This is a genomic window from Mycolicibacterium mageritense (assembly GCF_010727475.1).
In the GTDB taxonomy this organism is placed as follows: domain Bacteria; phylum Actinomycetota; class Actinomycetes; order Mycobacteriales; family Mycobacteriaceae; genus Mycobacterium; species Mycobacterium mageritense.
Genome location: NZ_AP022567.1, coordinates 7,928,361 through 7,947,630 on the forward strand (window position 1 = coordinate 7,928,361; position 19,270 = coordinate 7,947,630).

The following is a 19,270-nucleotide window of genomic DNA, read 5'->3' on the forward strand; positions in this document are numbered from 1 at the left end:
AGGAGCACCAAAACCAATGAAAATCAGCGGCATTCAGACGTGTGGCCTGCGCGGCGCCACCCCAGAAGGCGGTTGGTCCAACGAACTGCGTCCCGACGACGTCGTGCACACCCTGGTCGCCGTCCACACGGACAGCGGGCACGTGGGGGTCGGTAGTGCGTTCACCACTGAGGGTTTGGTGGCTGCCGCCGTGGATGTGCTTGCGCCGCAACTGATCGGGCAGAGTGCGCTGGAGGCCGAGCGGCTCACCGAGACGTTGCACCAGAGTGCGTTCTGGATGGGGCGCGGCGGCTCACTCACGCACGCCACGAGTGCGATCGACATCGCGCTGTGGGATCTGGCCGGCCAGGCCCTCGGTCAACCGGTCGGGCGACTGCTCGGTGGCCGTTACCGGGACCGGGTGCGGCCCTACGCATCGGTGCTCATGGACGAGGCGCCGATCATGACCGAAAACCTGTCCGCGCTCGTCGACGAAGGCTTCACCGCGTTCAAGATCGGCTGGTGGAAGTTCGGCCGAGTGGACACCGCAACCGACGAGCGCACCGTCGCCGCGGCCCGCGAAGCCGTGGGCGAGCGACTGCTGGCCGTCGACGCGGGCGGCTCTGAGGCGTTCTTTCCCGGAGGCTTGTCGTGGGCCAAACGCACCGCGGACATGCTGGCGGACTATGGCGTCGCATGGTTCGAAGAGGCGCTGGCCCCCGACGATGTCGACGGATTCGCCGAGTTGAGAAGGCATTCCAAGGTGCCGATCAGCGGCGGTGAGGTGCTGACCCGGCGTCAGGCGTTCATGCCGTTCCTCGATGCGGGCGCCTTCGACATCGTGCAGCCCGACACCACCAAGGGCGGAGGCCTGAGCGAATCACGCCGGATCGGCTGGGCTGCCCAGGACCGCGGCATCCGGCTGATCCCGCACGGCTGGAACACCGCGATAGGCCTGGCCGCCGATCTGCACCTGGCCTCTGCGCTGGCCGCGACCGACCTCGTCGAATACAAGACCGGATCGGCCTACATCGACGAACTCGTGTGCGGCGGATGGGATCTCGACAGCGACGGAATGCTGGCCGTGCCGGACGGGGCCGGCCTGGGGGTCACCCTCGATGCGGAGGGGCTGCATCGATACGGCACCAACCCGGCCTTCGCCGCACCGTGCTGACGCCGGCACGGCCAGATCCGCTCAGTCGAATTCCGGCGCCTCGGTGCGACTGCGCTTGAGCTCCCAGAAATGCGGGTAGGACGCGAAGGTCACCGAGGCGTCCCAGAGCTTGCCGGCTTCCTCACCGCGCGGGATGCGCGAGAGCACCGGGCCGAAGAAGGCGACGCCGTTGACGTGGATGGTCGGGGTGCCGACGTCGTCGCCGACCGCGTCCATGCCCGCGTGATGGCTCTTGCGCAGCGCCTCGTCGTACTTGTCCGACGTGGCGACCTCGGCCAGTTCGGCGGGCAGGCCGGTCTCCTCCAGCGACTCCCTGATGACGGCCTCGAAATCCTTGTTGTCCTGGTTGTGGATTCGCGTGCCCATCGCGGTGTACAGCGGACCGAGGATCTCGGGGCCCTTGAGTTCCTCGGCCGCGATGGCCACGCGGACCGGTCCCCACGCCTGCTTCATGAGTTCTTGGTAGTTCTCCGGGAGGTCACGCCCTTCGTTGAGGACCGCGAGGCTCATCACGTGGAACTGCACCTCGATGTCGCGGACCTTCTCGACTTCGAGGATCCAGCGCGATGTGATCCAGCACCACGGGCACAGCGGGTCGAACCAGAAACCTGCAACATCCTTCTGAGCCATCAACGTGTCCTCTCGATGTGAGCCGGGTCAGTCCTCCGTCCAGCACAACTCTGCTCCCTGCGCGGTATGTTCCCGTAGTCGGTAACCATCTTGACGTTCGGTGCGATAGGCATGTCGAGGTCACGGCAACGCCACAGGAAACGCATAGTGTGCGAACTTTTACCGAATCGTGTTGTCAATGTGACCAACGTCAACCACTGTTGCCCAAGTGAGCAGAGCGCGTGAAGCGTTCTGCGTGACAGCTGAGGAGCTGAATATGGCCGCTCGATCCATCCTCGCCGCCGTCGGCGCCGCTGCGGCCGCCCTCGCGCTGGCCGCTCCGGCCCAGGCCGACCCGGTGGACGACTCGTTCCTGGATGCGCTGAACAGCGCGGGCGTGGGCTACAACGACCCGGGCGCGGCGGTCCAACTCGGGCAGGACGTGTGTCCGATGCTGGTCGAGCCGGGGAAGAATTTCGCGTCGGTCGCGTCCCAGATGCGCGGTAACAGCGGGATGTCGCCCGAGATGGCGTCGTTCTTCACGGGCATCGCGATCCAGATGTACTGCCCCCAGATGATGTCGTCGATCAGTGACGGATCGATCCTGAACAACCTCGGCGCCCTCAACGGACTCGCCGGAATGGCCGGCTTCCCCCAGTAGCCGAAGCCCGCCGAACGCCCAGCCACTAGGTTGGACGGGTGGCACTTCCCAATCTCACCCGCGAACAGGCCGTCGAGCGCGCCGCGCTGGTCACCGTCGACAATTACCGCATCGTTCTCGACCTGACCGACGGCGAGGGGCACCCGAGCGAGAGCACATTCCGCTCCACCACGACTGTGGAGTTCGACGCCCTCCCCGGCGCCGACACCGTCATCGATCTCGCCGCCGAGCGCATCCGCAGCGCGACGCTCAACGGTCAGTCGATCGACGTCTCCGAATACGACGAGTCCACCGGCATCCCGTTGAAGGGCCTGGCCGAGCACAACGTCGTGGTGATCGACGCCGACTGCCTGTACTCCAACACCGGTGAGGGCCTGCACCGCTTCGTCGACCCGGTCGACGACGAGGTGTATCTCTACTCGCAGTTCGAGACCGCGGACGCCAAGCGGATGTTCGCGTGCTTCGACCAGCCGGATCTCAAGGCGACGTTCGACGTCCAGGTCACGGCGCCGGCGCACTGGGAGGTCGTCTCCAACGGGGCGACGGTGTCGGTGGACTCCGCCGTGCACACGTTCGCCACCACTCCGAAGATGAGCACCTACCTCGTGGCGTTGATCGCCGGGCCGTACGCGGTGTGGCGTGACGAATACGCCGACGATCACGGCAAGATCCCGCTGGGCCTGTTCTGCCGCAACTCACTCGCCGAGCACATGGACGCCGAGCGACTGTTCACCGAGACCAAGCAGGGCTTCGGCTTCTATCACAAGAATTTCGGCACCCCGTACGCGTTCGGCAAGTACGACCAGTTGTTCGTCCCGGAGTTCAACGCGGGCGCCATGGAGAACGCAGGCGCCGTGACCTTCCTGGAGGACTACGTCTTCCGCTCCAAGGTGACCCGCTACTCCTATGAGCGCCGCGCCGAGACCGTGCTGCACGAGATGGCGCACATGTGGTTCGGCGACCTGGTCACCATGCAGTGGTGGGACGACCTGTGGCTCAACGAGTCGTTCGCGACGTTCGCGTCGGTGCTGTGCCAGGCCGAGGCCACCGAATACACCGCGGCATGGACCACGTTCGCCAATGTCGAGAAGTCGTGGGCCTACCGGCAGGACCAGCTGCCCTCGACGCATCCGGTGGCCGCCGACATCCCCGACCTCGCCGCCGTCGAGGTCAACTTCGACGGCATCACCTACGCCAAGGGCGCCTCGGTGCTCAAGCAGCTCGTGGCCTACGTCGGGCTCGAGCAGTTCCTGGCCGGCCTGCGGGACTACTTCCGCGACCACGCCTTCGCCAACGCCACGTTCGGCGACCTGCTGGGCGCGTTGGAGAAGTCGTCGGGCCGCGACCTTTCGGGCTGGGGCAGGCAGTGGCTCAAGACCACGGGGCTGAACACGCTGCGGGCGGATTTCGACGTCGACGAGTCCGGCGCGTTCACCCGGTTCGCCATCACGCAGTCCGGCGCCGCGCCGGGCGCAGGCGAGACCCGGGTGCACCGCCTGGCCGTCGGCATCTACGACGACAGCGGCTCCGGCAGGCTGACCCGCGTGCACCGCGTCGAACTCGACATCGAGGGCCCCGTCACGGAAGTTCCCGCACTGGTGGGCATTCCACGCGGCAAGCTCATCCTGGTCAACGATGACGACCTGACCTACTGCTCACTGCGGCTGGATCCGGAGTCGCTGTCGACGGTGCTGACCCGCATCGCCGACATCGCCGAGCCGCTCCCCCGCACCCTGGCCTGGTCGGCCGCATGGGAGATGACGCGCGAAGCCGAGATGAAGGCCCGCGACTTCGTGGCCCTCGTGACCGGCGGCGTGCACGCCGAGACCGAGGTCGGCGTGGCCCAGCGCCTGCTGCTGCAGGCCCAGACCGCACTGAGCTCGTATGCCGATCCGGAGTGGGCCGCAACCGAGGGCTGGCCGGCATTCGCCGACCGGCTCGTCGAACTCGCCCGCGCCGCCGAGCCCGGCTCGGACCACCAGCTGGCGTTCGTCAATGCGCTGACCACGTCGGTGCTCTCGACACACCACGCGGTGCTGCTGGGCGATCTGCTGGACCAGGATCCGTCGTCGTTGGGACTGGCCGGCCTGGTCATCGACACCGATCTGCGGTGGCGGATCGTCACAGCGCTGGCGCGCTCCGGGCAGATCGACGCCGATGGTCCGGAAACCCCGTTCATCGATGCCGAGGCCGAGCGCGATCCGACCGCGGCGGGCAAGCGTCAGGCCGCGGCCGCATCGGCGGCCCGCCCCCAGGATGTCGTGAAGTCGGCCGCCTGGGAAGAGGTCATCGAGGACGACACGCTGGCCAACATCACCACGCGCGCGATCGTCGGTGGTTTCGTGCAGCCCGGTCAGGCCGAACTGCTGGCACCGTTCACGACGCGCTACTTCGCGGCGATCTCCGGGGTGTGGGAACGCCGGTCGAGCGAGGTCGCGCAGACCGTAGTGATCGGGCTGTACCCGTCGTGGGACATCAGCCAGAACGGCTTGGACGCGGCTGACGCGTTCCTGTCCGACCCCGAGGTGCCGCCCGCGCTGCGCCGGCTGGTGCTCGAAGGCCGCGCCGGCGTGGAGCGGTCACTGCGGGCCCGCGCGTTCGACGTGAGCTAGTCCCCTTGCACCGCGAGCGTGCGTGTCTGCTCCGCGACACGCGGCGAAGCGCACGCTCGCGGGCAGCATTCTGCGCACGCTCGTGAATCACTGGTGGGCATCGACGCACCAACGCGAAAGTCCCGGTATCGAAGCTGAGCGCTTCAATACCGGGACTTCACGCACGGGTGTCGGGCAACAGACCCGCACGGCCGCGGTGAAAAGCTAGGCGGGCGAGACGCCGGCCGACAGCACGCGCACCGCGCTGATCAGACCGTCGATCAGATTGCCTTCCTTGAACGACGCGGCCGCTGCCGAGACACCCAGCGGGGCGGCCTCTTCGATGCCGCGCCCCTTGACGTCGGCCCCGTAGACCACCTCGATGGCGTGCTGATCGGGCGAGACCGCGAGCAACACGGCGTTGTTCGGCGTGGGCACCTTTGCCAGAATCTCACGCGCCGTCGCAGCGGTGTCGTCGCCCAGCGGGCCGATGTACACCGCGAAACGCGCCTTGGCCGCGCGCGAACCGTACTTCAGCGCGTCGTCGAGGACCACGAGATCCATCGTCGGGAACGGGTAGTGCACCGAGAGCTCACCGGGCTCGGTGACCCCGGAAATCCGCCCGCTCGACGTCAGCGCATACCCGTAGGGCAGGTCGACGTGACCGGGCGCGACAGTCGCGACCGCACCCGTTTGGCTACCACTTGCCACTTGCGCCCCCTCCGATGGTGACTCCATGCGAATCGTGTCCGCCGTGCCCATGGTCGGCCGGTTCTTCGGCGGCCCACAGGATCGGCTCGTGCGTCCACGGGTCCGACATCTTGTAGGTGTCCGGATGTGGCCCCTTGCGGGTCAGGTAGATCAACGCCAGGACCACGAACAACACCAGCGGAACCCCTCCGAGGAGGGAATGAGTAAGTGCTGTGCTCACGCGCAAACCGTATCAGCCGCGCATCGTCCGCGCGCCGACAGTAAAGACTCCGTCACGCAGCGCCTTCTCCGAGATAGCGCACCCAGGCCGGATCGAGCTCCTTGATGGTCGACAGCAACCGCCAGTGCTGGCCTTTTGGGGGCATCGGCACCGCACGCAACGTCCATCCGAGCTCCGCCAGCAGGCGGTCGGCCTTGCGGTGGTTGCACGCGCCGCACGCAGCCACGCAGTTCTCCCACGAATGCTCGCCGCCCCGGCTGCGCGGCACCACGTGATCGACGGTGTCGGCCCGCCCGCCGCAGTAGGCACAGCGAAACCGGTCCCGGTGCATGAGGGCGGCACGCGTCATGGGGATCCTGGCCCGGTACGGCACCCGAACGTAGGTGCGGAGCCGGATCACCGAGGGCACCGCGATGGTGCGGGTCGCGGAGTGGATGAGCGGGCCCGCCGGATCGTCGTGCACGACGTCGGCCTTCCCGCACATCAGCATGATCACCGCGCGCCGCAATGGCAGCGCCGTCAACGGCTCGTAGGTCGAGTTCAGCAACAGCACCCGCCTGCGGCCCCAGATCGACGGCTCGTGCGCGGTCTGCGGCAGCGGCTCCACGCTGTGCAGGGGGCGATTCGGCGCGTGCGGCCCCGATGGGCCGGTTCCGTGACCGGTCCGTCGTGTATGGCTTTTTTTGCTGTGCGCCATAGAGCCTCCGGAGACACAGTCCACCACGGATCCGCGGGGAGCGCACGATAATTCTTCGGGTGTTCGCAGGTCAGTCGAATGAACAGCAGGTGACGACACCGCCCGTGAGGAGCGCGCCCGCAGGATCGGCCACAATGGAGACGTGACGCAGGCGCAGCGATCCTTCTACGACGAAGTCGGCGGCCACGACACGTTCCACGCCATCGTGTCGCGGTTCTACCAGTTGGTCCGTGAGGACGAGATCCTGCTGCCGCTCTACCCCGAGGACGACATCGACGGCGCCGAGGAACGCCTTCGGATGTTCCTCGAGCAGTACTGGGGCGGGCCGCGCACGTACTCCGACCAACGCGGCCACCCCCGGCTACGCATGCGGCACGCCCCGTTCCGGATCGGCTTCCTGGAACGCGACGCGTGGCTGCGCTGCATGCACACGGCGGTGGCGTCGATCGATTCGCAGACACTCGACGACGAGCATCGGCGGGCGCTGCTGAACTACCTGGAGATGGCGGCCGACTCGATGGTGAACTCGGCGTTCTGACATGACGCGGTGGTGGTCACGCGCAGTCTTCTACCAGGTCTACCCGCGCTCGTTCGCCGACAGCGACGGTGACGGCGTCGGTGATCTGGACGGCGTGACGGCCCATCTCGATCACCTGGTCCGGCTCGGCGTCAACGCAATCTGGCTCAACCCGGTGATGGTGTCGCCCATGGCCGATCACGGCTACGACGTCGCAGACCCGCGCGACGTGGATCCGTTGTTCGGCGGCATCGACGCCCTCGACCGGCTCGTCGACGCCGCCCACGCCCGCGGCATCAGGGTGACCATGGATCTGGTCCCCAATCACACCAGTTCGGCGCATCCGTGGTTCGTCGAGGCCCTGGCCGACCCACGCCGCCGTGACCGCTACATCTTCCGCACGGGGCGTGACGGCAAGCCGCCCAACAACTGGGTGTCGGTGTTCGGCGGGCCGGCGTGGACGCACGTGGGCGACGACGAGTGGTACCTGCACCTGTTCGACCCCGGACAGCCAGACCTCAACTGGGACAACCCCGAGGTGTTCGAGGATCTGGAGAAGACGCTGCGGTTCTGGCTGGACCGCGGGATCGACGGCTTCCGGATCGACGTCGCGCACGGCATGGCCAAGCCACCCGACCTGCCGGACATGACCGTCACCGACACCGCACTGCTGCGCAACAGCGACGACGACCCGCGCTTCGACAACGCCGAGGTGCACGAGATCCACCGGTTCATCCGAGGCGTGCTCGACGACTATCCCGACAGCGTGGCCGTCGGCGAGGTGTGGGTGCACGGCAACGAACAGTTCGCCAAATATCTGCGCCCGGACGAACTGCACCTGGGCTTCAACTTCCGGCTCGTCCAGGCTGAGTTCGACGCCACCGAGATTCACGAGGCGATCGACAATGCCATGGCCGCAGCGACTTTGGCCGGCGCGACACCCACCTGGACGCTGTCCAATCACGATGTGGTGCGCGAGGTCACGCGCTACGGCGGCGGCGCACGCGGCCTGGCAAGGGCCCGCGCGATGGCCCTGGTGATGCTGGCGCTGCCCGGTGCGGTGTTCATCTACAACGGTGAGGAACTCGGCCTGCCCAACGTCGACCTGCCCGACGCGGTGCTGCAGGATCCGGTGTGGGAGCGCTCGGGGCACACCGAGCGCGGCCGCGACGGCTGCCGCGTACCGCTGCCGTGGTCGGGCGAGGCGCCGCCGTTCGGGTTCTCCGCCACGGCCGACACCTGGCTGCCGATGCCCGCCGACTGGGCCGCGTTGACGGTCGAGCGCCAACTCGCTGACGCCGCGTCGACGCTGACGTTCTACCGCCGTGCCCTCGAACTGCGCAGCAGCCGTGGCGAATTCGGCGGCGACGGCATCGAGTGGCTCGACCAGTCGACCTACCGACTGCCGGGCGGGCTGGTGTGCGCCCTCAATGCCGGAGACGAGCCCGTACCACTGCCCGCAGGCACGGTGCTGCTGGCCAGCGGGCCGCTCGCCGACGGCATGCTGGGCCCCGACACCGCCGTATGGGTGGTCTAGTTCCCATCACCCTTTCCCGCGAGCAGACGCGCCGGTACCCCGGAACGCGCTTTCCGGGGTACCTACGCGTCTGTTCGCGAGAGAAAATCAGCCCAGGACCACCGCGGGGTTGCCGCGGCGGCGGTACACCGACCCGAACCGGGCGTCGATCCGCAGCCACAACGGATGCACGCGTACGCGCACGATCTCGTCGGCGCTGACATCGTCGCCCGAGTTGGGCAGGAAACCCATTGCGGTCAAAGCGAATACGCAGCGCATCGGGATGCCGACCGACACCTCCTCGGCGCTGACCGCGATCACTTCCTGATCCAGCAGCGAAGCCGGTGGTCCGTGTGCGCTGCTGTGTTCGCGGGCGAGCGCCAAGCCCTGTTGTGCGAGGTCGAGCATCACGCGCGCCGGAATGTCGTCGAGATGGACGAATCCGGACTCGGGCGGCAGCCCGCCGCGCCACGCCGAATCCATCGCGAAGCCCGTGTCGACATATCCACCGCCGACCGACGACAACCCCGACGCGAGGGCGTCGGCCCCCGCAGACAGATCGGCCGGGCGTACCGCACCTGCCACCACGCGACTGGCCAGCACATCGAATCCGGTTGCCGCCCAAGCGACCACCAGTCCCCCGTCCCGTTCGCGCAGCCGGACCACCGTCGCGTCGTCGAGCCGAAGCGCACGGTCGACGAACGTGGCCAGGTCGTCGCGATGCCGTGGATCGTCGAGCCACAGCCCGCGTTCCGGGATGGTCATCGCAGATAGCGCTGCAGGTACTCGCGTTGCGCCTGCGACAACCGCTGCAGCCGTTGCTCTTCGATGTGCACCGCGGCCAATTGGGTTTCGGCGATCACCGCGGGCTTGCTGTCCGGCGGGGCGGCGACCGAGCGGACCTCATACCCGATGTTGAAGTCCACGGCCCGCACCCGCTTGGACCACATCGTCACCTGCAGCGGTGAATCCACGAGCCGCAGTTGACCTTTGTAGACGATGTTCACCTCGGCGATGAGCAGCCCGATGGTGGTGATCTCTTCACCGAACGGCTCACGCAGGAACGGTATCCGGGCCTCTTCCAGGATGGTCACCATGGTCGCGTGGTTGATGTGCTGGTACATGTCGATGTCCGACCAACGCACGTGCACCGGTGCGATGAAGCCTGGCACCTTCGGCCCCGAAATACTCTGTGTCACCCAGTCGTTCCCGTTCCGCTCGTTCGAGTCATGCTGCGAATCTGACGTGCCGCGACCGAGAGCGTCGCGATGTCCTGATCCTCATCTTGGTATATCTCGGTCAGCGTGCGGCGGGCACGTGTCACGCGGGAGCTGTTGGTCATCTCCCACTCCTCGATCTTCTGCTCGCCGGTCTCGTCAGGTTCACCGACCGCCATCACGTCGAAGCACAACGCGCGCAGCGACCCGTAGATATCGTCGCGAATGGCCAAACGCGCCAGCGAATGCCACCGGTCGTCGCGCCCGAGCCGGGACACCGCGGTGAGCAGGCCGTCGGCGCTGAGGTGATCCATCAGCGCGAAGTAGGCGTCGGCGACCTCGACCGGATCCCGCTCGATGATGTCGGCGATGTCGATGACGTCGAGCAGGCTGTACTGGTAGAGCCCCGTTGCCACCCGGTAGGCCAACTCCTCCGGAACGCCCTGCGCCACGAACTCGCCGGCCTCCTTGGCGACGATCGCCTTGTCGTCACCGCGCAGCCACTCGGGCATCCGCGGCCGCAGCATCGCCACCTGCTGGGCGAACCGGTTGATCTCGGCACCGACCGCCAACGGCTGCGGCCGGTAGTTGAGCAGCCACCGACCCGCCCGGTCGACGAGCCTGCGCAGGTCCAGCGTCATGCGGTCGGTCACCTGGGCCGACACGCCGTTGTCCCCGGCAGCACGGATCTGGCGCCACACGTCACCGATGCCGAAGATCGCGTTGGTCGCGACGTAGCTGCGCACCGCGTCGACCGGCCCGACCCCGACATCCTCGGTGATGCGGTAGGCATAGCTGATCCCGCTGGTGTCGACCAGATCGTTGACCAGCATGGTGGTGACGATCTCCCGACGCAGTTGGTGCGAGCGGATCTCGGGGTAGAACGGTTCGCGCAACTTGGCCGGGAAGTACCACGGCAGCCGTGACGCGAACACCTCCTGGTCGGGCAGGTCGCTGGCCAGCACGTCATCCTTGAGCGCCAGCTTGACGTGCGCCATGAGGGTCGCGAGTTCCGGTGAGGTCAAACCGATTCCGGCTTCCGTGCGGCGACGGATCTCCTTCTCCGACGGCAGCGCCTCGAGCTCGCGGTTGAGCCCGCGATCGGCCACGAAGTCCTTGATCATGCGGGCGTGCACCGACAGCATGCTCGCCGCGTTGGCGCGGCTCGTGCCCATCAGGTCGTTCTGGTCCTTGTTGTCGGCGAGAACCAGGTCACCGACCTCGTCGGTCATCGACAGCAGCAACTCGGTGCGCTGCTCAGGGCTGACCTTGCCCGCGGTGACCAGCGAGTCGATGAGGATCTTGATGTTGACCTCATGGTCGGAGCAGTCCACACCGGCCGAGTTGTCGAGCGCGTCGGTGTTGATGCGACCACCGGCAAGATCGAACTCGACACGGCCCAGTGAGGTCACGCCGAGGTTGCCGCCCTCACCGATCACCTTGGCCCGCACCTGGTTTCCGCAGACCCGGATCTGATCGTTGGCCCGGTCACCCACGTCGGCGTCCGCCTCGGTCTCGGCCTTGACGTAGGTGCCGATGCCGCCGTTCCACAACAGGTCGACCGGCGCCTTGAGGATCGCCTTCATCAGCGCAGGCGGCGTGAGCTCGGTGATGCCGGCGTCCAGCCCGAGCGCCGCGCGGACCTGCGGGCTGATCGGAATCGACTTCTGCTGTCTGCTGTACACCCCGCCGCCCTCGCTGATCAGCGACTTGTCGTAGTCCTCCCAGCTGGACCGGGGCAGTTCGAACAACCGCTTGCGTTCGTGCCACGAGGTGGCGGCGTCGGGATCGGGATCCAGGAAGATGTGCCGGTGGTCGAACGCGGCCAGCAACCGGATGTGCTGGGACAGCAGCATGCCGTTGCCGAACACGTCGCCGCTCATGTCCCCGACACCCACCACCGTGAAGTCCTGGGTCTGGGTGTCGACGCCCATCTCGCGGAAGTGCCGCTTGACCGACTCCCACGCGCCCTTGGCGGTGATGCCCATGGCCTTGTGGTCGTAGCCGATCGAACCGCCCGAGGCGAAGGCGTCGCCCAGCCAGAAACCGTACGACTTGGCCACCTCGTTGGCGATGTCGGAGAACGTCGCGGTGCCCTTGTCGGCTGCAACCACCAGATAGGCGTCCTCGCCGTCCCGGCGCACCACGTCGGGCGGGGTGACGACGGCTCCGGTCGCCTTGTCGACGTTGTCGGTGACATCGAGCAGCCCGGAGATGAACAGCTGGTAGCACGCCACGCCTTCGGCGCGCGTGGCTTCGCGGTCGACGGCTGCGTCGCCGGTCGCGGCAGGCGGTTGCTTGACGACGAACCCGCCCTTGGCGCCGACCGGGACGATCACGGCATTCTTCACCGCCTGCGCCTTGACCAGGCCCAGGATCTCGGTGCGGAAATCCTCGCGGCGATCCGACCAGCGCAGACCACCGCGCGCGACGAACCCGAACCGCAGGTGCACACCCTCGACGCGCGGCGAATACACGAAGATCTCGAACTTGGGCCGCGGCAACGGCAGTTCGTTGATCAGGCCGGGGTTGAGCTTCATCGACAGCACGTTGCGCTGCCGCGCCGAATCCGGGTTCTGCACAAAGTAATTGGTGCGCAGCGTGGCCTCGATCAAGGTCGCGAAGGCACGCAGCACCCGGTCGGTGTCGAGGCTGACCAACGCGTCGATGTCGGCCGCCACCGCCGCGGCGGCACTCTGGGCGTCACGCGCCTGCCCCGTGCCGTCGCCGGTCGCGGGGTCGACCGTGGTGGGATCAAACAGTGCCTCGAACAACTCGACGAGCGAGCGCGACGTGTGCGGGTTGTCGTTGAGCGTCGCCTCGATGTGCGACTGGCTGTACGGGAAGCCCGCCTGCCGCAGGTATTTCGCGTACGCGCGCAGGATCATCACCTGCTGCCAGGTCAGGCCGGCCCGCAGCACGAGCTCGTTGAAGCGGTCGACCTCGACGCGACCGTGCCAGATCGCGGTCACCGCGTCGGCGAACCGCTGCGCGGTCGCCTCCCTGGCCGCCGCGTCGGGCGCGTCCGGAATGCTGCGGTCGATCGCGATCTTGAACTGGTAGATCCACACCGGCAGGCCGTCGGCCCTGGTGACCGTGAACGGCCGCTCCTCGAGCACCACCACGCCCATGGACTGCAGCATCGGCAGCAGCCGGCTCAACGATGCGGACTGCCCGCCGAGATACCAGGTCAGCTGCGAGATACGGTCCTCACCGCTGCCCTCGGCGAAGACCAACTTGACCGAATTGTCCTGCAGCTGTTCGATGATCGCGATGTCGGCGATCGCGTCGGCCGGGGCGACCGCCTGCTTGTAGTCGTCCGGGAAGGCCGTCGCGTAGTGCTCGATGGCGGCCGCATTCATGTCACTCGACGACGCGCTGATCATCCGGTCACCCCAGTTCCGGGTGGCCTCGGTCAGCAGGTTCTGGATACGGGTCTCGTTCTCCAGCGACGTGTCGACGCTGTGCGCCTGCGTGCCGTCGGGCAGCCGCACCGTGAAATGCACCACCGCCCAGGGCGATTCGCTCACGCGGGCCGAGTAGTCGATGCTGACCCCGCCGAGTTCGCGGACCAGGATGTCCTGCATCTCCAGGCGCACCGCAGTGGTGTACCGGTCACGCGGCAGGTACACCAGGCACGACACGAAGTGCGCGAGCTGGTCGGCGCGCAGGAACAACAGCGTGCGGCGCCGCGACCCCAGGTCCACCACCGCCATCGCCATCTCCAGCAGCTGCTTGGAGCTCAGCGCGAACAACTCGGGCCGCGGGATGGTCTGGATGATGTCGCGCAGCAGCTGGCCGGGATGGCTCGGATCCCGGTGTGCCAGCGCCAATGCCTCGTCGACGCGCCGCGAGATCAGCGGGATCTCCAGCACGTTGGCGTTCATCGCCGCGATGGTGAACAGCCCGACGAAACGATGCTCCACGGCACCGGAGGCGGTGTTCTCCCGCACCACGACGATGTACGGATAGGCGCCGTAGCGCAGATAGCTGGGAATGGTCGCCTGCGCCAGCACCAACAGGTCGTCGGCGTTGGTCAACGGTGGCAGCACGTCCTGGCGCAGCCGCAGCACGCCGAGCCGGGTCGACGGGTCCACCGAGGCCACCCCGTCGCCGACCGCGCACTGCTGATACCCGAGCAGCACGAAGTGCCCGTCGGACAGCCAGCGCAGCAGGGCCGCCACGTCCTTGCGGTCCGCATACGGGAAATGGCCTTCGACGTCGGTGGCGAGGTCGTTGGCCAAACCATGCAGTGCGGCCGCCATTGCCCCGGTGTCCAAACCGATCTGGCGCGCGTCGGCGAGAATGCCCGGCACCAGCCGCGTCGCCTCCGTCAGCGCGGCACCGTCGGCCGCGCCGGTCACCGGAACCAGGATCCAGCATTCGTCGACACCGTCGCCGGGGGCCGCCTCGGCGGCCGGCCGGATGTCGATCAGCTCCCCGTCGGCGCCCCGGCGCACCCGGAACACCGGGTTCATGATCGCGCTGTAGGCGATCCCCAGCCGGTGCAGCAGCACCGTCACCGAGTCGACCAGCATGGGCGCCTGGTCGGTCACGATCAGCAGCGCCGGACCGGATTCGGCGTCGCCCGGATACACCGCGACGTTGGTCTCCCCGGCCGCCCGCTTGCCGCCCAGCCGATAGTGGGCGGCCACCGCGGCATCGGAGACCAGCCGCTCGGCCGCGGTGACGGCAAGCGGTCCCGTGGCGGCCGAACCGGGAGCATCGGCCTGCGGGCTCCGGTACGTGGACAGGAAAGCCACCGCGAGTTGGTGGACCACGTCCGGTGTCGGCTCGTGGCCGCCCCAGTCGCTTACCTGTTCACCCTGGAACCGCGGATACGCCGTCATACGGACCACTCCTGACTCACGCCCGCGCACCGGCACTGGTGCGCAGGAGTTGACCTTAGTCGTACCCGGAGACGCATTCGGCTGAACCTCACCGGTTCAACGCGCCAGGCGTCAGTCCCGCGTGAGCTTGCGGTGCGTCACGCGGTGCGGACGCGCGGCCTCGACTCCGAGACGTTGCACTTTGTTCTCTTCGTACGCACCGAAGTTGCCCTCGAACCAGAACCACTTGGCCTCGTTGTCGTCGTCGCCCTCCCACGCCAGGATGTGCGTGCAGGTGCGGTCCAGGAACCACCGGTCGTGGCTGATCACGACGGCGCAACCCGGGAAGCTGTCGAGCGCGTTCTCCAGCGACGACAAGGTCTCGACGTCCAGGTCGTTGGTCGGCTCGTCGAGCAGGATCAGGTTGCCGCCCACCTTGAGGGTCAGCGCGAGGTTGAGCCGGTTGCGTTCACCACCGGACAGCACCCCGGCCGGCTTCTGCTGGTCCGGCCCCTTGAACCCGAACGCGGAAACGTAGGCGCGAGAAGGAATCTCGTTGTGGCCGACCTCGATGTAATCGAGCCCGTCGGACACCACCTGCCAGACGGTCTTGTTCGGGTCGATGCCGCCGCGGGTCTGGTCGACGTAGGACAGTTTGACCGTCTCGCCGACCTTGACGGTGCCGCTGTCCGGTTCCTCCAGGCCGACGATGGTCTTGAACAGCGTGGTCTTGCCGACGCCGTTGGGACCGATGACGCCGACGATGCCGTTGCGCGGCAAGGTGAACGACAGATCCTTGATCAGCGTGCGCCCGTCGAAACCCTTGTCGAGGTGCTCGACCTCGACCACGACGTTGCCCAGCCGCGGCGGTGCCGGGATCTGGATCTCCTCGAAGTCGAGCTTGCGGGTCTTGTCGGCCTCCGCCGCCATCTCCTCGTAACGCTGCAGGCGGGCCTTGTTCTTCGCCTGCCGGGCCTTGGCGCCCGAGCGCACCCACGCCAGCTCGTCCTTGAGCCGCTTCTGCAGCTTCTGATCCTTCTTGCCCTGGACTTCGAGGCGCTCGGCCTTCTTCTCCAGGTACGTCGAGTAGTTGCCCTCGTACGGGTAGGCGCGGCCGCGGTCGAGCTCGAGGATCCACTCCGCGACGTTGTCGAGGAAGTACCGGTCGTGGGTCACCGCGAGGATCGCGCCCTTGTAGTTGGCCAGGTGCTGCTCGAGCCACAACACGCTCTCGGCGTCGAGGTGGTTGGTGGGCTCGTCGAGCAGCAGCAGGTCGGGCTTGGACAGCAGCAGCTTGCACAGCGCGACGCGGCGGCGCTCACCACCGGACAGATGCGTGACGGGCTCGTCGGGCGGCGGGCACCGCAGCGCGTCCATGGCCTGCTCCAGCTGCGAGTCGATGTCCCAGGCATCGGCGGCGTCGAGCTCCTCCTGGAGCTTGCCCATCTCTTCCATGAGCTCGTCGGTGTAGTCGGTGGCCATCAGCTCGGCCACCTCGTTGTACCGGTTGAGCTTGGCCTTGATGGCCACGCCGTCCTCGACGTTCTCGCGGACCGTCTTGGTCTCGTCCAGTGGCGGTTCCTGTTGCAGGATGCCGACCGTCGCGCCGGGTGCAAGCATCGCGTCGCCGTTGTTGGCGACATCCAGGCCCGCCATGATCCGCAAGACGCTCGACTTACCGGCCCCGTTCGGACCGACGACGCCGATCTTCGCACCGGGAAGGAAGTTCAGCGTGACGTCGTCAAGGATGACCTTGTCGCCGTGCGCCTTGCGGACCTTGCGCATCGTGTAGATGAATTCGGCCATGCCGTGATGTGCCTTTCTGCAGCTATCGAGGTCGATCGGAATCGACGGAAATGCTCGCGGCCCATCCTAGGCGTGACCGGATACCGCTACGCCGACAGTGGCAGTGCCTCCTCGTCGGGCACGGTTTCCGCGGCGTCCGCCGCCGCGACGGGCTGAGGCTCGGGCACCGGACCGGCCACGGGTTTGGGCAGCGGCGTGACCTTGGCGGTGCACCGAGACAGGTCAGGGCCGACCGCGGTGGCCCGCACCTCCACCGACGACCGGCGCACACCGTCCTTGTCGTCATACTCGCTGGTGTAAAGGTGCCCCACCACGACGACCGCGTCGCCCTTCATGAGTGACGCGCCCGCGCCCGTGGCCAGGTTGCCCCAGCAGTTGACCGTCACGTACAGCGAGTTGCCCTGCTCCCAGGTGCCCTCGGGCGTGCGCCGCCGCGAATTGCTGGCCACCCGGAACTTGTACAGCTCCTGCTCGCCGAACCGCAGCCGGACCGGGTTGGTGATGATGTTGCCGACGATGGTGAACGGTGTCTCGAACATTTCTGGTTCCTTTCGCTTCATCTCTTCCGGCGCCCGCACAACAGGTTCGCGACCGCCTTACGCAGCCATTGACCGTCGGAGCCCCGACAACGGCCGGCGTCGGGCGCGCGGGCGCACGCCGGCTGTGGATGAAATACGAACTGGGGATAACCCGGCGTCGGGCCGGCTAGCCCGTCGGGTTGTTGCGCCGCGCCAACTCGGCCAGCATGGCGTTGTAGGCCGCCAGATCGGCGTCGTCGTCGCGGTCGGCCGCCCGGTCCAGTCGCTTGGCGGTGCGTTGGTCGCTGCGCCGCCACTGGATGAGCAGCGCCAGCATCACGATCACCAGCGGGACTTCACCTGCCGCCCAGGCGATCCCGCCGCCGAGCTGTTGGTCGTCGAGGAGATTCTGGTGCCAGGGCAGTTGCAGTGACCGGTAGAAGGTCTCCCCCAGCACGTTCTGCATGCCCATCATCACCACGCCGAAGAATGCGTGCAGCGGCAACGACGCGAACACCATGCCGATCTTGACCAGGTGCGGGATCGGGCGCGGCGTCGGGTCGATGCCGATGACCACCCAGTAGAACAGGTAGCCCGACAGCAGGAAGTGCACGTTCATCAGGACGTGCGCCGCGTGGTTGCTCACGGCCGCGTCGAATATGCCACCGAAATACAGGCCGTAGAACCCGGCGACGAACAGCACGGTCGCGATGATCGGGTTGGTCAGGAACTGCGACACCCGTGAATGCAGCGCGGCCAGCAACCATTCGCGCGGCCCCGGCGGGGTGCCCCGGCCCGCGGCGGGCAGCGCGCGCAGTGCGAGCGTCACCGGCGCACCGAGCACCAGCAGGACCGGCACCAGCATCGACAACAGCATGTGCGCGATCATGTGCATGCTGAACATCGCCGGCATGTAGCGGCCCAGGCCCGACGACGTGGTGAACAGCAACACGGCACAGCCCAGCAGCCACGCGAAGGTCCGTCCGACGGGCCACGCGTCGCCGCGCCGTCGCAGCCTGCGCACGGCCATGAGGTAGACCAGTGCGCCAACGATCGCGACCGTGCCGAGCAGCAGGTCGAACCGCCAGTCGAACAGCACCCGTGCCACGGTCGGCGGTCCGGCGAAGTCGTACCCGATGGCCACCTCGGTCGCGCTGGGCTGGGTGCGCTCGGGTGGCGGCGGGGTGCGGCCCAATCCGACGGCGATCCCGAACGTCACGCCGAACAGGGCGGCTTCCGTGAACGCCAACCTGATCAGCGGGCCGCGCGCGGTGGGGTCGGCCTGCAGCGCGGCCACCCCGCTGCGCCGCTGTCGCCAGCCCAGGACGCCGAGCAGGCCGAGCGCGACCATCTTGCCGACGATCAGCCAGCCGTACGGCGTGCGCACCAGGTCCGTGGGCTGGATGCGCACCAGGGCGTTGAGCACACCGCTGACCGCCATCGCGACGAAGCACCACAGGGCCAGGGCCGAGAACCGGCGGGCCGCCAAATCGGCGTGTTCGCCGCCGCGCAGGGCATGCGCTAGCAACGCCAGCAGGCCACCGGCCCACAGTGCGCCGGCCATGAGATGGACGAACAGGCTGTTGGTGGCCAGATCGTGGGCGCCGCCCGCCGACGAATGGCCGGTGAGCGCCAGCGGCACCAACGTCAGCATGGACCCGGCGAGCAGCACCGGTGTCCAGCCCCACCGCAGCACCGGCAGGCTCGCGAGGGTCACGGCCGCGGCCAGGATCGCGGTCCAGCGCCACGCGCCTGCGATGTCCACCAGGCTCGTCGCCGACCACACGTCGACCGGGTTGAGGTGGTCGAGCAGCGGCTGGCCCGAGACATCGGAAATGGTCAGCGGCACCAGCACGGCCGCGCAGACCGTCCACACCACCGACGCCGCGGAACCGAGGCGCAACGCCCGGTAACCGGCCGCGTCGAGCACGCCGTTGTCCTGGGGCGGCACCAGAAAGGCCGCAAGCAGGAACGACCCGACCGCGATGACCGCCGCGATCTCGCCGGCCGCGCGGACGAACGGCAGACCGTAGGTCGTGACGGGCCCCGGGTCCGGCAGACCGGTGGCGGTCAGCGCGTCGGCGAGCGACAGCGCACCGATGGCCGTCGCGACACCACCTGCCAGTACCGCGACACCGACCAGCACCGGCCACACCGCGCTGTTGCGCACGCTGGTTACGGCCGACCGGCCCGTGGAAGTCATGCTCCCAGCGTATGGCGTGGCT

Annotated in this window: 15 protein-coding genes; 5 read left to right on the plus strand and 10 right to left on the minus strand. The window is 67.7% G+C overall.

What is annotated here, in order from left to right:
- The first annotated feature begins 16 nt into the window (after positions 1–16).
- On the plus strand, positions 17–1,153 hold the full coding sequence (locus tag G6N67_RS38320) for a mandelate racemase/muconate lactonizing enzyme family protein (protein ID WP_036442491.1): 1,137 nt from the start codon (positions 17–19) through the stop codon (positions 1,151–1,153).
- Between the two features lie 21 nt (positions 1,154–1,174).
- Here G6N67_RS38320 and G6N67_RS38325 read toward each other — a convergent pair whose 3' ends face one another.
- Positions 1,175–1,783, minus strand: coding sequence for a mycothiol-dependent nitroreductase Rv2466c family protein (locus G6N67_RS38325; protein ID WP_036442489.1), 609 nt, complete (start codon positions 1,781–1,783; stop codon positions 1,175–1,177).
- Between the two features lie 256 nt (positions 1,784–2,039).
- On the opposite strand from G6N67_RS38325, the gene G6N67_RS38330 reads away from it, so the two are divergent.
- Entirely contained in the window at positions 2,040–2,423 is a 384-nt protein-coding gene (locus tag G6N67_RS38330; protein WP_036442487.1) for a DUF732 domain-containing protein, read from the plus strand.
- Between the two features lie 38 nt (positions 2,424–2,461).
- A complete protein-coding gene (pepN, locus tag G6N67_RS38335) occupies positions 2,462–5,035 on the plus strand; it encodes an aminopeptidase N (protein ID WP_036442485.1) in 2,574 nt (857 codons plus the stop codon).
- 204 nt (positions 5,036–5,239) lie between these two features.
- On the opposite strand, the gene G6N67_RS38340 is transcribed toward pepN, so the two are convergent.
- The 3 genes from G6N67_RS38340 to G6N67_RS38350 are packed head-to-tail and all read right to left on the minus strand — an operon-like array spanning position 5,240 to position 6,642.
- The gene (locus G6N67_RS38340) at positions 5,240–5,725 is read right to left on the minus strand and encodes a DUF5130 domain-containing protein (protein WP_036442483.1); all 486 of its coding nucleotides are present in this window, start codon (positions 5,723–5,725) and stop codon (positions 5,240–5,242) included.
- Positions 5,712–5,945 (minus strand): aa3-type cytochrome oxidase subunit CtaJ, encoded by a 234-nt coding sequence (gene ctaJ / locus G6N67_RS38345; protein WP_036442481.1) that lies wholly within the window; start codon positions 5,943–5,945, stop codon positions 5,712–5,714. The genes G6N67_RS38340 and ctaJ overlap by 14 nt, the downstream gene beginning before the upstream one ends.
- Before the next feature lie 52 nt (positions 5,946–5,997).
- A complete protein-coding gene (locus G6N67_RS38350) occupies positions 5,998–6,642 on the minus strand; it encodes an HNH endonuclease (protein ID WP_036442477.1) in 645 nt (214 codons plus the stop codon).
- 142 nt (positions 6,643–6,784) lie between these two features.
- Between G6N67_RS38350 and G6N67_RS38355 the strand changes: the two genes are divergently transcribed.
- Together G6N67_RS38355 and G6N67_RS38360 are read left to right on the plus strand one after the other, a co-directional pair.
- Positions 6,785–7,180, plus strand: a complete 396-nt coding sequence (locus tag G6N67_RS38355; RefSeq protein ID WP_036442474.1) for a globin — start codon at positions 6,785–6,787, stop codon at positions 7,178–7,180.
- A 1-nt stretch (position 7,181) separates the two neighbouring features.
- Complete coding sequence (locus G6N67_RS38360; RefSeq protein WP_036442471.1) at positions 7,182–8,696, plus strand: alpha-amylase family glycosyl hydrolase; 1,515 nt, start codon at positions 7,182–7,184, stop codon at positions 8,694–8,696.
- A gap of 87 nt (positions 8,697–8,783) precedes the next feature.
- Here the strand turns inward: G6N67_RS38360 and G6N67_RS38365 are convergent, their stop codons facing one another.
- From G6N67_RS38365 to G6N67_RS38390, 6 genes are all read right to left on the minus strand, one after another.
- A complete protein-coding gene (locus tag G6N67_RS38365; RefSeq protein ID WP_036442469.1) occupies positions 8,784–9,440 on the minus strand; it encodes a DUF8010 domain-containing protein in 657 nt (218 codons plus the stop codon).
- Entirely contained in the window at positions 9,437–9,874 is a 438-nt protein-coding gene (locus G6N67_RS38370; protein ID WP_268951240.1) for an acyl-CoA thioesterase, read from the minus strand. Before G6N67_RS38370 ends, G6N67_RS38365 begins: the two co-directional genes overlap by 4 nt.
- Positions 9,871–14,742, minus strand: coding sequence for an NAD-glutamate dehydrogenase (locus G6N67_RS38375; RefSeq protein WP_081812864.1), 4,872 nt, complete (start codon positions 14,740–14,742; stop codon positions 9,871–9,873). The genes G6N67_RS38370 and G6N67_RS38375 overlap by 4 nt, the downstream gene beginning before the upstream one ends.
- Positions 14,743–14,853: 111 nt before the next feature.
- Positions 14,854–16,527, minus strand: coding sequence for an energy-dependent translational throttle protein EttA (gene ettA / locus G6N67_RS38380; protein WP_036442467.1), 1,674 nt, complete (start codon positions 16,525–16,527; stop codon positions 14,854–14,856).
- Positions 16,528–16,613: 86 nt separating this feature from the next.
- Positions 16,614–17,066, minus strand: coding sequence for a single-stranded DNA-binding protein (locus G6N67_RS38385; protein WP_036442465.1), 453 nt, complete (start codon positions 17,064–17,066; stop codon positions 16,614–16,616).
- A gap of 166 nt (positions 17,067–17,232) precedes the next feature.
- Positions 17,233–19,248 carry a bifunctional copper resistance protein CopD/cytochrome c oxidase assembly protein gene (locus tag G6N67_RS38390; RefSeq protein ID WP_051579298.1) on the minus strand — a complete coding sequence of 672 codons (2,016 nt, stop codon included), beginning with the start codon at positions 19,246–19,248 and terminating at the stop codon, positions 17,233–17,235.
- Positions 19,249–19,270: the final 22 nt, after the last annotated feature.

Bases quoted from the DNA above. Each gene is read 5' to 3' on its own strand.
- G6N67_RS38320 (WP_036442491.1), top strand. From the start codon at position 17: ATGAAAATCAGCGGCATTCAGACGTGTGGCCTGCGCGGCGCCACCCCA.
- G6N67_RS38325 (WP_036442489.1), bottom strand. From the start codon at position 1,783: ATGGCTCAGAAGGATGTTGCAGGTTTCTGGTTCGACCCGCTGTGCCCG.
- G6N67_RS38330 (WP_036442487.1), top strand. From the start codon at position 2,040: ATGGCCGCTCGATCCATCCTCGCCGCCGTCGGCGCCGCTGCGGCCGCC.
- G6N67_RS38350 (WP_036442477.1), bottom strand. From the start codon at position 6,642: ATGGCGCACAGCAAAAAAAGCCATACACGACGGACCGGTCACGGAACC.
- G6N67_RS38360 (WP_036442471.1), top strand. From the start codon at position 7,182: ATGACGCGGTGGTGGTCACGCGCAGTCTTCTACCAGGTCTACCCGCGC.
- G6N67_RS38365 (WP_036442469.1), bottom strand. From the start codon at position 9,440: ATGACCATCCCGGAACGCGGGCTGTGGCTCGACGATCCACGGCATCGC.
- G6N67_RS38375 (WP_081812864.1), bottom strand. From the start codon at position 14,742: ATGACGGCGTATCCGCGGTTCCAGGGTGAACAGGTAAGCGACTGGGGC.
- ettA (WP_036442467.1), bottom strand. From the start codon at position 16,527: ATGGCCGAATTCATCTACACGATGCGCAAGGTCCGCAAGGCGCACGGC.
- G6N67_RS38385 (WP_036442465.1), bottom strand. From the start codon at position 17,066: ATGTTCGAGACACCGTTCACCATCGTCGGCAACATCATCACCAACCCG.
- G6N67_RS38390 (WP_051579298.1), bottom strand. From the start codon at position 19,248: ATGACTTCCACGGGCCGGTCGGCCGTAACCAGCGTGCGCAACAGCGCG.